Here is a 13420-nt window from a genome sequence, read left to right as displayed (position 1 = left end):
CGCCACAGTCACGGCAAATCCGCTGGCCCTCACGATCGTCGGACTTCCGCGGCATGTCCGGTTTGCCCTTTAAGTGCTATTCTCCGCCTTTTTGTACATAGCCTCTGACGAATTCCTCGGCGTTCTCCTCGAGGACCGAGTCGATTTCGTCGAGCAGGTCGTCGACGTCCTCGGTGATCTCGGCGTGCCGCTCGGCTACCTCCGGGTTGGCCTCGGTGGTGACGTCCTCGATCTCCTCGTCGCGCTTTCCCTTGCCGGACTGCGACTGACCGCCGGTGTCTCGCGTTGCCATCCCTGTCCCCCTTCAAGACCCAACTGGTTCGGGTTGGGAAAAACCTACCTCGCGGGTACGACGAAAAGGCCTGCGCGGTCGCGTGTTTCGCTGCCGGCGAAGCCTCGCGAGGTCGCTCAGCGGCTCGTGATCACCTCGAGCAGGTCCTTGGCCGTGTCGCACTTGTCGAACAGGGCCCCGACGTGCTTCTTGGTGCCCCGCTCGGGTTCCATCATCGGGACCCGGACGAGGGACTCGCGGCCGACGTCGAAGATGACCGAGTCCCAGCTGGCCGCGACCACTTCGGACGCGTACCGGGCGAGGCACTGGCCGCGGAAGTACGCCCGGGTGTCCTCGGGCGGCTCCACCATCGCGCGACGGGTCTCCTCGGCGTCGAGGAGGGTCTTCATCGAGCCTCGGGCCACCAGGCGGTGGTAGAGGCCCTTCTCCGGCCGGACGTCGGAGTACTGCAGGTCGACGAGCTGCAGCTTGGGGGACGACCAGGCGAGGTTCTCACGTTCCCGGTAGCCCTCGAGCAGGCGCAGCTTGGCGACCCAGTCGAGCTGGTCGGAGCAGGACATCGGGTCGTCGCCGAGCTTGGTGAGGATCTCCTCCCAGCGGCGCAGGACGTCGGCGGTCTGCTCGTCGACGTCGTCGCCGTAGCGTTCGTCCACGAAGGCCTTGGCGCGCTCGTAGTACGCCCACTGCAGGTCGAGCGCGGTGAGCCGGCGGCCGTCACGCAGGCGCATGAGGTGCTTGAGCGAGGGGTCATGGCTGACCGCCTTGAGCTCGGAGACCGGGTCGGCCACGCCGAGGTCGCCGCTGAAGACCTTCTCCTCGATCATGTTGAGGATCAGGGCGGTCGTGCCCATCTTCAGGTACGTGGAGATCTCGGAGAGGTTCGCGTCGCCGATGATGACGTGCAGGCGGCGGTATTTGTCGGCGTCCGAGTGGGGCTCGTCGCGGGTGTTGATGATCGGCCGCTTGAGGGTGGTCTCGAGGCCGACCTCCACCTCGAAGAAGTCGGCGCGCGAGGAGATCTGGAAGCCGGAGCCGGAGCCGTCCTGCCCGATGCCGACGCGGCCGGCGCCGACGACGATCTGCCGGGTGACGAAGAACGGTGTCAGGTGGGCGACGATGTCCGCGAACGGGGTCTGCCGGCGCATGAGGTAGTTCTCGTGCGAGCCGTACGAGGCGCCCTTGTTGTCGGTGTTGTTCTTGTAGAGCTGGATGCGGTGGGTGCCGGGGATGGTCGCGGCGCGCCGGGAGGCCTCCGCCATGACGCGCTCGCCGGCCTTGTCCCAGCGGACGATGTCGAGGGGGTTGGTGCATTCGGGGGTGCTGTACTCGGGGTGGGCGTGGTCGACGTAGAGCCGGGCGCCGTTGGTCAGTATCACGTTGGCGAGGCCGAGATCCTCGTCGGCGAGGGCATCCGCCGGGTCGTAGGCGGCCCCGGAATACGTGAAGCCGCGGGCGTCGCGCAGCGGCGACTCCTCCTCGTAGTCCCAGCGGGCGCGGCCACCCCGGTTGAGCTCGGGCCGGGCGCCGTAGGCGTTGACGACCTGGGAGGACGTGACCATCGGGTTGGCGCCGGGCTGCCCGGGCACGGAAATGCCGTACTCGACCTCGGTGCCCATAATCCGCCGAACGCTCATGCGACCACTCCGCCCGCTGTGCTGCCGTTGCCCATGTATCGAGCCTAGACGCTCCGGTATCGGTTATCGCCCCGGGCCGTGCCGGGGAAAGCACTCTGAGTAGAGACAGCACGGGCGGAGGGAGAGCCCTCCGCCCGTGCCGTGGGTTGCTCGCTACAGGTATTGACCGGTGTTGCTGGCCGTCTCGATGGAGCGGCCGGCCTCGGCGCCCTTGCCGCCGGAGACGAGCGTACGGATGTAGACGATCCGCTCGCCCTTCTTGCCGGAGATGCGGGCCCAGTCGTCGGGGTTGGTGGTGTTGGGCAGGTCCTCGTTCTCGCGGAACTCGTCGACACAGCTGTCGAGCAGGTGCTGCAGGCGCAGCCCCTTCTTGCCGGAGGTGAGGAACTCCTTGATGGCCATCTTCTTGCCGCGGTCGACGATGTTCTGGATCATCGCGCCCGAGTTGAAGTCCTTGAAGTACAGGACTTCCTTGTCACCGTTGGCGTAGGTGACCTCGAGGAAGCGGTTCTCCTCGGTCTCCGTGTACATCCGGAGCACGACCGCCTCGATCATGGCCGCGACCGTCACGTCGGCGTCGCCGCCGTGCTCGGCCAGGTCGTCCTCGCTGAGCGGCAGGCCGGGGAGGATGTACTTGGCGAAGATGTCCTTCGCCGCCTCCGCGTCCGGGCGCTCGATCTTGATCTTCACGTCGAGGCGGCCGGGCCGCAGGATGGCCGGGTCGATCATGTCTTCCCGGTTGGAGGCGCCGATGACGATGACGTTCTCCAGGCCCTCGACGCCGTCGATTTCGCTGAGCAGCTGCGGGACGATGGTGTTCTCGACGTCGGAGGAGACGCCGGAGCCACGGGTCCGGAAGATGGAGTCCATCTCGTCGAAGAAGACGATGACCGGCGTGCCCTCGCCGGCCTTCTCCCGGGCCCGCTGGAAGACCAGGCGGATGTGCCGCTCGGTCTCACCCACGTACTTGTTGAGCAGCTCGGGACCCTTGATGTTGAGGAAGTAGCTGGTGTGCTTCTCCTCGCCGCGCCGCTCGGCGATCTTCTTCGCCAGCGAGTTGGCGACCGCCTTGGCGATCAGGGTCTTGCCGCAGCCGGGCGGGCCGTAGAGCAGGATGCCCTTCGGCGGGCGCAGCTGGTGCTCGCGGAACAGGTCGGCGTGCAGGAACGGCAGCTCCACCGCGTCGCGGATCTGCTCGATCTGCGAGTGCAGACCGCCGATGTCGGAGTAGTCGACGTCGGGCACTTCCTCCAGGACGAGCTCTTCGACCTCGCTCTTCGGGATGCGCTCGTACGCGTACGCCGAGCGCGGCTCGATCATGAGCGAGTCGCCGGCCCGCAGCGCGGACACCTGCAGTGAATCGGCCAGGTGGACGATCCGTTCCTCGTCGGCGTGCGAGACGACCAGGGCGCGGTCGCCCGGGGCGCCGCCGGGACCGGCGAGGACCTCCTTGAGCAGGACGACCTCGCCGACCCGCTCGTAGCCGAACGCGTCGACCACGTTGAGCGCGTCGTTGAGCAGGACCTCCTGTCCCCGGTTGAGCTCCTCGACCTCGAGGCTCGGGGACACGGCGACACGGAGCTTGCGGCCACCGGTGAAGACATCGACGGTGCCGTCCTCGTGGGCGGCCAGGAATACGCCGTAGCCGCTGGGCGGCTGGGCGAGGCGGTCAATCTCTTCCTTGAGAGTGACGATCTGAGCCCGGGCTTCCTTGAGGGTCGCCACGAGCCGGTCGTTGTTCTCGGTCAGCCGGGCGAGCTGCGCCTGCGTTGCCGCGAGCCGCTCCTCGAGCTGCCGGACGTGTCGGGGGCTTTCGGTCAACTTGCGCCGAACCAGAGCGAGTTCCTCCTGCAGGAACGCAACCTGGCTGGAGAGATCGTTGGCCTCTTTCTCCCAACGTGCGGCGCGGTGATCCGCCTCGTCGCTGCGTGCCACGTCCCACCTCCCCGGGGGCTCGAACGTTCTGAGACAACACTAACCGCTGCGGGCCGGATTTCGACCCATGCAACACCCTCGTCACTGAACCTTGATCGATTCGGTCAGGTGGGCGCGCCGGGTGGTCAGGGGGTTCGGGTACCGTCGGACCGGGCTATTTCTGGGAGGTGTGCGGTGTCCGTGGAGACCGGGACTGACGAACTGCAGGTCTGGGTGGATCAGGATCTGTGCACCGGTGACGGGCTCTGCGTGCAGTACGCGCCGGAGGTCTTCGAGTTCGACGTCGACGGCTTGGCGTACGTGAAGGACAGCACCGGTGAGCTGCTGCAGGACCCCGGAGTGCGCACCGGCGTGCCGGCGCGGCTGCGGCTGGAAGTGATCGACGCGGCGAAGGAGTGCCCGGGCGATTGCATCCACGTGGTGCGCAGTTCCGACGACGTCGAGGTCGCCGGCCCGGACGCCGACTGATCGGTTTCGGCAGGGCCGGCGCGGGCCGCGCGGCCGTCCGCTGTGACAGCGGGAAATGTCACAGTGTCGGACGGCCGACCAAAGATGCGACTATTCGGGAAAAGTCCTCCAACCGGGCGATTTGCCCCGGACCGCCGTCGTCGAGCGTCTTGCCGAAGCGCAGCGCGTCGTGCCGCAGCGCGGTCCGGCCCTCCTCCTCGGCCATGCCGGGCGGCGGCACCGCGTCGTCGACCGAGCTCAGCAGCAGGTAGACGTCGATGCTGTCGACCCGCGCCTGGCCGCTGGAGGTGCGCGTCAGCCGCCGCCGGCACCCGACCTCGGTGACCGTGGACAGCGGCACCACGCGCAGCGACGAGGTCATCGACCCGACCGGGCCGTCACCGGGCGCCACGTCCTCGCCGTGCCACAGCACCAGCCGGCTGCCGTCGCAGATGACGACCTCCTGCCACACGCCGTTGACCTCGTTGACGAAGCGCTCCAGCGTGAAACACAGCACCGACGCCCCGCGCAGCACCCCGAAGAGCGCGTCCAGCGCCACCTCGGGGTCCCGCAGGTAGGCCCGGGCGGCCGAGTCGAGGTCCTCGTACGGCGACCAGTCCGGGAAGACCGCCGGCATCTCGTTGCTGCCCCCGAACGGCGGAGAACTCATCGCGCCCACCGGTTCCCTCCCAAGCCCCATCAAATCCGCGACGGAAACTACCGGATCCGCGGCGGCCCGTCACACCCCGGTATCGTCGCCCGTCTCCGCGCGCTCGGCGGCGAGGGCGGCCTGAGCGGCCCTGCGCAGCGCGTACGCCTCGGCGCCCTTGCTGGGTTTGCGCCGGCGCGGCGGGGCGGTGACGCCGGGCGCGAGCTTACGGGCCGACACCAGGAACGCGGTGTGCGCGATCATCCGGTGGTCCGGACGCACGGCCAGGCCCTCGGCGTGCCAGTCCCGGACGAGCGACTCCCATGCCCGCGGCTCGGTCCACCCGCCGCGCTCACGCAACGCCTCGACCAGCTCGGACAACTGCGGCGTCGTGGCCACGTACCCGATGAAGACCCCGCCGGGCACGAGCGCCTTCTCGACCATGTCGAGGGCCTCCCACGGGGTGAGCATGTCGAGGATGATGCGGTCGAAACCGGTCTCGGTGGCGCCGGCCACATCACCGTGGTGCAGGTGCCAGGCCGGGTGCGGGCCGCCGAAGAACGACTCGACGTTCTTGCGGGCGATCGCGGCGAAGTCCTCGCGCAGCTCGTACGAGTGCAGCTCACCGCTGCCCCCGACGGCCCGCAGCAGCGAACAAGTGAGCGCGCCGGAGCCGACGCCGGCCTCCAGAACCTTCGCGCCGGGGAAGATGTCGCCCATGGCGACGATCTGCGCCGCGTCCTTCGGGTAGATGACCTGGGCGCCGCGCGGCATCGACAGCACGTAGTCCGACAACAGCGGGCGCAGCGCCAGGTATGCGGTGCCGCCGCTCGAGGTGACGACGCTGCCGTCGGGCAGCCCGATCAGCGAGTCGTGCTCCAGCGCGCCGCGGTGGGTGTGGAAGGCCTTGCCCGGCTCCAGGACGATCGTGTGCATGCGGTTCTTGGGATCGGTGAGCTGCACCCGGTCGCCCGCACGGAACGGCCCCCGGTGCGCGGGCACGGGGTCGGCGGCCACGGTGGTCTCTTGAACGGTCACGGATCCCTCTCTCGTCTGCTACCTCGCGGCGGTGCGGCGGACCGCGCGGCGCGGCTCCAGCAGCTCGGCCAGATCCGCGACGTGCAGCACGCCGACGACATCCTCGCCTGCGGTCACCACGTACTGTGCACCCGGGTGTGCCTGCACGGCCCGGACCACCTGCTCGCCGGTGAGACCGACGCGCATCGCCGGCAGCCGCGCCAGGTCGCGCGAGACGGTGTCGACGGAGACCCACGGCCGCCGCTCGGCCGGCACGGCCGCCGCGGCGGCGGCATCCACCACCGCGACGACGCGCCCGCTGGAATCGGCCACGGCAAGGCCCTTGCGCTCCAGCTCCGACGCATCGGCGCGGCGTTGTGCCTCCGCGATCGACGTTCCCGACGGTACGGCGAACAGCGGCCGCGCGAGGGTCGCCAGGTCGACCAGGGGGAACCGCCGCGTCATCCGCGCGAGCCGGATCGACTGCCCGGCGCCCTGCCACAACGTGAAGACCACCAGCAGGATGAACATGAGGCCGAACAGCGTCAGCAGGTTCAGCCGGTACAGGGTGAATGCCACACTTCCGGTCACCAGCGCGATGCCCCGGCCGGCCCAGCCCGCGACCTCCGTGGCCCGGTTCCGATCCTTGAGCAGCGCCCACATCCCCGCGCGCAACGCCCGCCCGCCGTCGAGCGGCAGGCCGGGCAGCACGTTGAAGACCGCCACGATGACGTTGCTCGCGGCCAGCTGGAAGGCGATCTGCCCGGCAACCGTACGGTCGGGCAGCGCGAACGCGGCGGCGGTGGCGAGCCCGCCCAGGACCAGGGACACGGCAGGACCGGCCAGCGAGACGAGGGCGTCCACGCGCGGGTTCGGGGCGTCGCGATCCATCTCGGTCCAGCCGCCGAGCAGTTCGAGGGTGATACCGCGCACACCGATCCCGTACCGCCGGGCGGTCACGGCGTGGCCGAGCTCGTGCAGCAGCACCGAACCCATCAGGCACACCACGAAACCCAGGCCCACCGCGTACGCGAAGGGCGCGGCCAGGCCCAGTTCGCTCTCCGCGTACCCGCCGTAGACGACCGTGACCAGCACAGCCAGCAGCAACATCGACGCGTTGACGTAGATCGGCACGCCCAGGACACGGCCGACCACCCGTCCACCGCGCCGCCGGGCCGGACGGGTCTGCCGCGAGCTGTCGTCCACGGCACCGATGCTACGGACCGAGCCTGAGAGCCCCGTACGGCCGCGGCCCGCCCGGTGCCCGGCGGGTGACCCCCGGCTCGCGGGTTTCGTCGTACCCCTCCCCTAGCCTTATCCGCATGACGGCAGAAACGGTCCTTTCCCCCGCCGGCGCCACATCCCCGGGCGCCGACCGGGAGCGCCACCCCGGCCCGTCGCTGTCGCCGTCGCGCGCGGCCGACTTCAAGACGTGCCCCCTGCTGTTCCGCTTCCGCACGATCGACCGCCTGCCGGAGCAGCCCAGCCGCGACCAGCTGCGCGGCACCCTCGTGCACGCGGTCCTGGAGCGCCTGTTCGACCTGCCGGCGCCCGACCGCACACCGGAGGCCGCGGCGGCGCTGGTGGCGCCGCAGTGGGAGCGGCTGGTGCAGCAGGAGCCGGAGGTGGCCCGGCTCTTCGAGGCGCCGGGGGACGTCCCGGCGCCGGTCGCGGTCGAGGACCACCCGCTCCCGGCGCCTTCCGGGACGGTCTCCCCGGCACCGCAGGGGACGCCCTCACCGGCGCCTTCCGGGTCGCTTTCCCCGGCGCCTCCGGGGATTGCCGCCGCGGAGCCTTCGCGGATTGCCGCCGCGGAGGCGGAGGCCCTGCCGGGCATGCCGCAGGGACGGCCCGCCGACGAGCGCGCCCGGCTCGAGGCGTTCCTGGCCGGCGCGGGCGAGCTGCTCGACGGCTACTTCGCCGTGGAGGATCCGCGGCGCCTGGAGCCCGCCGAGCGCGAGTCCCTGGTCTCCACGCTCGTCGACGAGGACCTGCTGATCCGCGGCTACATCGACCGCCTCGACGTCTCCCCCGCCGGCGACCTGCGCGTGGTCGACTACAAGACCGGCGGCGCCCCCCGCGAGGCGTTCGAGGGCCGGGCACTGTTCCAGCTCAAGTTCTACGCGCTGGTGCTGTGGCGCACCCGCGGCGTCGTGCCCCGGGTCCTGCGCCTGCTGTATCTCAAGGACGCGGAGATCTGCGACTACAGCCCGGACGCCGAGGAGCTGGAACGCTTCGAACGCACCCTGGTCGCGCTGTCCCAGGCGATCGAGCGCGCCAAGCAGGACCGCGACTTCCGGCCGAAACCGAGCCGGCTGTGCGGCTGGTGCAGCCACCAGCAGTTCTGCCCGGAGTTCGGCGGCACCCCGCCGCCCTACCCGGAGCCGGCACCCCCGGTCACAGACCAGCCCGCGGCAGCCGCCGCCGATCCGGTCCCAGCGACAGCCCCCGCCGCCGCTCCTGCGCCGCCCGCGAGCTCCGGCGAGGCGGTGTCAACCGAGGCCGGGCCGGCGCTGCCCCGGCAGCCCTGAGGCAACCGACGGCCGCCCTGCGCCACGACGGCCGCCGCGAGAGCAGTGACGCCGCCCTGCGCCGACGACGGCCGCCGTGAGCCCGCTGAAGGCCACCTCAAGCCATTCGATCGCGGCAGGAAGACCGACGACGGCCGCCGGGACGGCTACAAGGCACGACGATCGCTTAGGGTGAGCGCCGGAGCCGGACACGGGTGGGGAGGCAGAGCGGTGCCGCAGGGCAACGGGCACGACATCGGTCCCGCACCTGTGCCGGACGGCCATCGCGCCGCACCCACGCCGGACGGCCACCACGCCGCACCCACACCTGACGGCCACCGCGCCGCACCCACGCCCGACAGCCACCACGCCGCACCCACACCTGACGGCCACCACGCCGCACCCACACCTGACGGCCACCACGCCGCGCCCACACCTGACGGCCACCACGCCACGCCCACACCTGACGGCCACCACGCCACGCCCACGCCCACGCCGACGCCGGACCGCCACCGCGCCGCACCCACGCCGGACGGCCGCCACGCCGGGACCGTCCGTACCGTGCGGGTGTTGCTCGCTGACGAGCAGCCCATGTTGCGGGCCGGGCTGCGGATGGCGCTGGCCGGGGCCGACGGGCTCGCCGTGGTCGGGGAGGCCGGGGACGGGGCCGAGGCCGTCGACCTGGCGCGCCGGCTGCTCCCCGATGTCGTGGTCATGGATCTGCGGCTGCCGCGGGTCGACGGGCTGGCCGCCGCCCGGCGCATCACCGGGTCGGGGCTGCCGGTGCGGGTGCTGGTGCTGACCGCGGACGACGCGGACGAGCAGGTGGTGAGCGCCGTCGCGGCGGGGGCTTCGGGGTATCTGTGCAAGGATGCCGGGGCCGATGAGCTGGTGGCGGCGATCCGTACGGTGGCGGCCGGGGGTGCGGTCGTCGCCCCGCGGATCCTCGACCGGTTGCTGGTGCGGCTGGCCGAGCTGCTGCCCGTCGCCGAGGCCACGGCCGCCGCGCCCGCGCTGGACGCGCTCACCGAGCGGGAGCGTGAGGTGCTGGTGCACGTCGCCCGGGGCCATTCCAACGCCGAGATCGCGCGGGCGTTGTCGGTCAGCGAGACGACCGTGAAGACCCACGTCGGGCATGTGCTCACGAAGCTTCGGCTGCGGGACCGGGTGCAGGCGGTCGTGCTGGCGTACGAGACGGGCCTGGTCCGTCCCGGCGGCTGAGCCGGCGGCGGAGGGACGAGCGCGCCGGGTCGGGGTCAACCCTGAGATCACGTAGGTGACGTCCCCGGGCGAAATCTCCGCGTCGCGCTCCGCCGTCAGGCGGACGCCCGGGCCGGTCCCGGCCGGAAGACTGAGCGGGCCGGCCGGGCGCTGCCGCCCGGCCGGACCATCCGGCCGGCGACTGCGCACGTCCGGCCGCACCATCGCGACCGGTCCCGCATCGCGACCGGCCGCACCATCCCGGCCGCTCGGTGAGAGCGACCGGTTCAGCACCGGCGGGCCGCACCACGCCCGGCGGACCATTCCCGCGGGCCGCGTCCCGCATGACATACGACACACAGGGGGCGACAGTGACTGCGACGAATGCCGGTGAACCGGTGGCCGCACGGGCCGGCGAGGTCTGGAAGGTCTACGGCTCGGGCGAGGCGCGAGTCACCGCTCTGCGGGGCGTGAGCGCCGAGTTCGGGCGGGGCCGGTTCACGGCGATCATGGGGCCGTCGGGCAGCGGCAAGTCCACGCTCATGCACTGCCTGGCCGGTCTGGACACTGTGGACCGCGGCACCGTGCACGTGGGCGACACCGAGCTCAGCAAGCTCGGCGACAAGGCGTTGACGCGGCTGCGCCGGGACCGGATCGGGTTCATCTTCCAGCAGTTCAACCTGCTGCCGACGCTGAGCGCGCAGGAGAACATCCGGCTGCCGCTGGACATCGCCGGGCGCAAGCCGGACCAGCAGTGGTGGGACATCGTCATCGACACCGTCGGGCTGCGCGACCGGCTGAGCCACCGGCCCAGCCAGCTCTCCGGCGGTCAGCAGCAGCGGGTCGCGTGCGCGCGGGCGCTGGTCGGCCGGCCGGACGTGATCTTCGCCGACGAGCCGACCGGCAACCTGGACTCGCGGTCCGGCGCCGAGGTGCTGTCGTTCCTGCGGGCCAGCGTGCGCGAGCACCACCAGACGATCATCATGGTGACCCACGATCCGGTGGCCGCGAGCTACGCCGACCGCGTCGTCTTCCTGGCCGACGGGCAGATCGTCGACGAGCTGGCCGCGCCGACCGCCGAGACCGTGCTGGACACGATGAAGCGGCTCGACACGCACGCCGAGCCGGTGATGCTCTGATGCTGCGCGCCACCCTCAAGAGCCTGCTGGCGCGCAAGCTGCGGCTGATCCTTTCCGGGCTCGCCGTCGTGCTCGGCGTCATGTTCGTCGCGGGCGCGTTCGTGGTGACCGACACGCTGAGCCGCTCGTTCGACGCGGTGTTCGCCAGCGCGTACTCGACCACCGACGTCGGCGTGACGGCGCGGCCGAAGGTCGAGGTGTCGGAGATGGAGGGCGAGCAGGTCGCCGCTCCGCTTCCCGCCGGCGTGCTGGGCACGATCAAGACCGTTCCGGGGGTACGCGAGGCAGCCGGGCTGGTGGAGGCCGACGGCGCCCGCGTGATCGGCAGCGACGGCAAGGTGCTGACCTCGATGGGTCCGCCGCGGCTGGGCGTGGCCTGGACCGGCGAGGACGACCTGGTGCGGCTCCGCGCGGGCTGCGGCCCGTCCGCCCCGGACGAGATCGCGGTCAACGCGACCGTGGCCGAGGCCGCGGGCCTGAAGGTCGGCGACAAGGTCGGTGTGCTGACGCTGCAACCGAAGAAGCAGTTCACGCTTGTCGGCGTGTACGGCTACAGCGGCGACCGGGACAGCCTCGGCGGCGTGCAGGAGGTCGCGTTCACCGAGCCGGTCGCGCAGAAGCTGATGCTGGGCAAGACGGGGGTCTACAGCTCGGTGCGCGTACGCGCCGCCGCCGACGTGACACCGGAGGCTCTGCGGGACCGGATCACCGCCACGCTCGGCTCCGCGTACGTGGTCAAGACCGGCGACCAGCTGGCCGAGGACAACGCCGCCGATCTGCAGGAGGGCCTGAGCTTTTTCAGTCAGATCCTGCTCGGGTTCGCGGGCGTCGCGCTGTTCGTCGGCGTCTTTCTGATCCTCAACACGTTCTCGATCATCGTGGCGCAGCGCACCCGTGAGCTCGCCCTGCTGCGGGCGATGGGTGCGAGCCGCCGGCAGGTGATCACTTCCGTCCTGGTGGAGGCGGTCGCGATCGGCCTGGTCGCGGCGGTGCTCGGGCTCGCCGCGGGGGTCGGGGCCGGCGCGGGGCTCGCGTACCTGTTCGGCTCGTTCGCCGGCGGCGGCCTGGACCTGGCCCCGGTCGGCGTGCCGATGACCGCGGTGATCAGCTCGTTCGCCGTCGGCCTGATCGTCACCGTGGTGGCCGCGGTACTGCCGGCGCTGCGCGCGGCCCGCATCGCGCCCATCGCCGCCATGCAGGACGTCGCCACGCCCGACCGGCCGCTGACCCGGATCAGCGTGGCGGGCGGCGCGGTCACGGCCGCCGGCGCCGCCGCGCTGGGCGTCGGGCTGTTCGCCGACGCCGGCGACGCCGGCCTGTGGCTGATCCTCGGCGGCGTCCTGGTGTCGTTCATCGGGGTGGCGCTGCTGACCCCGCTGATCAGCCGCCCCGTGGTGTCCCTGCTCGGCCGGCTGTTCTCCTGGTCGCTGCCGGGCCGGCTGGGCCGGCTCAACTCGGGCCGCAACCCGCGCCGCACGGCGATCACCGCGGCCGCCCTCATGGTGGGCATCGCCCTGGTCACCGGGGTCACCGTGGTGATGGACTCGGCCAAGAGCAGCCTCAAGGCCGAGGCCGGGCGGGTGCTCAAGGCCCAGATCATGATCAGCGGGGATCAGAACGGTCCGAGGCCACCGACGTACGACCCGGCCGTCGTGCGCGAGGCCGCGGCGATCCCGGGGGTACGGGCGGCAGCCGGCCTCTGGAACGACCAGGTCCTCATCAACGGCGAGAAACAGTGGGTGAACGCGACCGACGACCTCGCGCAGCTCGCCCAGACGTACGGGGGCACCGCCGCCCTGCCGGCCCTGCGCGACGACCAGATGGTGGTCAGCGCCCCGGAGGCCGCCGAGCGGGGCTGGCAGGTCGGCACGCGGGTCACCGTGCAGCCGTCGCGCGGCGAAGCCCGCGACTACACGGTCGTGGCCACGTACCCGGAGGACTCCCTGCCCGGCAGCATCCTGCTGCCGGCGGCGGTGACGAAGGACTTCGGCATCCCGCAGCCGATGCTGGGCTTCGTGCGCCTCGCCGACGGCGTACCCGTGTCGGCGGTGTTGCCGCAGATCAAGGCCCTGTTGGCGGACAGCCCGGAGGTGTCGGCCACGGACGCCGCCGCGTTCGTCGACCAGCAGGCGGCCACGTTCGACACGCTCATCACCATGATCCAGGTCCTGCTGGCGCTGGCCATCCTCATCGCCGTCCTCGGCGTGGTCAACACGCTGGCGCTGTCGGTCCTGGAACGCACCCGTGAACTCGGCCTGCTGCGTGCGGTGGGCCTCGGCCGGGCGCAGACCATGCGCATGGTGACGGTCGAAGCCGTGGTGATCTCGGTCTTCGGCGCGCTGCTCGGCGTGACGGTGGGCGCGGGCATGGGCACGGCGGTCACCCGCGCGCTGGAGAACGACGGCATCACCGAACTGGTGCTGCCCTGGTCCCGGATGGGCACGTACCTGGTGTTCGCGGCGCTGGTCGGCGTCATCGCGGCGGTCCTGCCGGCGATCCGCGCGGCGCGACTGAACGTGCTCGGCGCCATCGCGCACGACTGACGGCGGGGTCCCGCGCCGGTCGCACCGACCGGCGCGGGCCGCCGTTCCTCGCCG

Annotated in this window: 10 protein-coding genes and 1 pseudogene; 5 read left to right on the top strand and 6 right to left on the bottom strand. The window is 71.6% G+C overall.

What is annotated here, in order from left to right; all coding sequences use genetic code 11:
- Nucleotides 1-76: 76 nt before the first annotated feature.
- The 3 genes from AB0K03_RS32830 to arc form a co-directional block, all read right to left on the bottom strand.
- The gene (locus tag AB0K03_RS32830) at nt 77-292 is read right to left on the bottom strand and encodes a ubiquitin-like protein Pup (RefSeq protein ID WP_023364349.1); all 216 of its coding nucleotides are present in this window, start codon (nt 290-292) and stop codon (nt 77-79) included.
- 116 nt (nt 293-408) lie between these two features.
- On the bottom strand, nt 409-1926 hold the full coding sequence (gene dop / locus AB0K03_RS32825) for a depupylase/deamidase Dop (RefSeq protein ID WP_364693056.1): 1518 nt from the start codon (nt 1924-1926) through the stop codon (nt 409-411).
- A gap of 153 nt (nt 1927-2079) precedes the next feature.
- On the bottom strand, nt 2080-3861 hold the full coding sequence (arc, locus tag AB0K03_RS32820) for a proteasome ATPase (protein WP_364693053.1): 1782 nt from the start codon (nt 3859-3861) through the stop codon (nt 2080-2082).
- A gap of 180 nt (nt 3862-4041) precedes the next feature.
- On the opposite strand from arc, the gene AB0K03_RS32815 reads away from it, so the two are divergent.
- Complete coding sequence (locus AB0K03_RS32815; RefSeq protein WP_364693050.1) at nt 4042-4329, top strand: ferredoxin; 288 nt, start codon at nt 4042-4044, stop codon at nt 4327-4329.
- Nucleotides 4330-4387: 58 nt separating this feature from the next.
- Here the strand turns inward: AB0K03_RS32815 and AB0K03_RS32810 are convergent, their stop codons facing one another.
- The 3 genes from AB0K03_RS32810 to AB0K03_RS32800 form a co-directional block, all read right to left on the bottom strand.
- Nucleotides 4388-4978: a hypothetical protein gene (locus AB0K03_RS32810; protein ID WP_364693047.1), complete on the bottom strand. Its 591-nt coding sequence runs from the start codon at nt 4976-4978 to the stop codon at nt 4388-4390.
- A 69-nt stretch (nt 4979-5047) separates the two neighbouring features.
- A complete protein-coding gene (locus tag AB0K03_RS32805; RefSeq protein WP_364693044.1) occupies nt 5048-5995 on the bottom strand; it encodes a tRNA (adenine-N1)-methyltransferase in 948 nt (315 codons plus the stop codon).
- 18 nt (nt 5996-6013) lie between these two features.
- Nucleotides 6014-7084, bottom strand: coding sequence for a site-2 protease family protein (locus AB0K03_RS32800; RefSeq protein ID WP_364693115.1), 1071 nt, complete (start codon nt 7082-7084; stop codon nt 6014-6016).
- Between the two features lie 212 nt (nt 7085-7296).
- Between AB0K03_RS32800 and AB0K03_RS32795 the strand changes: the two are divergent.
- From AB0K03_RS32795 to AB0K03_RS32780, 4 genes and pseudogenes are all read left to right on the top strand, one after another.
- Nucleotides 7297-8355 (top strand): annotated as a pseudogene (locus AB0K03_RS32795) (PD-(D/E)XK nuclease family protein); the annotation flags it as partial.
- 690 nt (nt 8356-9045) lie between these two features.
- Nucleotides 9046-9705 (top strand): response regulator transcription factor, encoded by a 660-nt coding sequence (locus tag AB0K03_RS32790; RefSeq protein WP_364693112.1) that lies wholly within the window; start codon nt 9046-9048, stop codon nt 9703-9705.
- Between the two features lie 323 nt (nt 9706-10028).
- Entirely contained in the window at nt 10029-10823 is a 795-nt protein-coding gene (locus tag AB0K03_RS32785) for an ABC transporter ATP-binding protein (protein ID WP_364693041.1), read from the top strand.
- Entirely contained in the window at nt 10823-13366 is a 2544-nt protein-coding gene (locus tag AB0K03_RS32780) for an ABC transporter permease (RefSeq protein WP_364693038.1), read from the top strand. The genes AB0K03_RS32785 and AB0K03_RS32780 overlap by 1 nt, the downstream gene beginning before the upstream one ends.
- Nucleotides 13367-13420 lie beyond the last annotated feature (54 nt).

Source organism: Actinoplanes sp. NPDC049316, from assembly GCF_040677315.1.
In the GTDB taxonomy this organism is placed as follows: Bacteria; Actinomycetota; Actinomycetes; order Mycobacteriales; family Micromonosporaceae; genus Actinoplanes.
The sequence above is the reverse complement of the archived record's forward strand: the minus strand, read 5'-3'. Positions and strand labels throughout refer to the sequence as shown.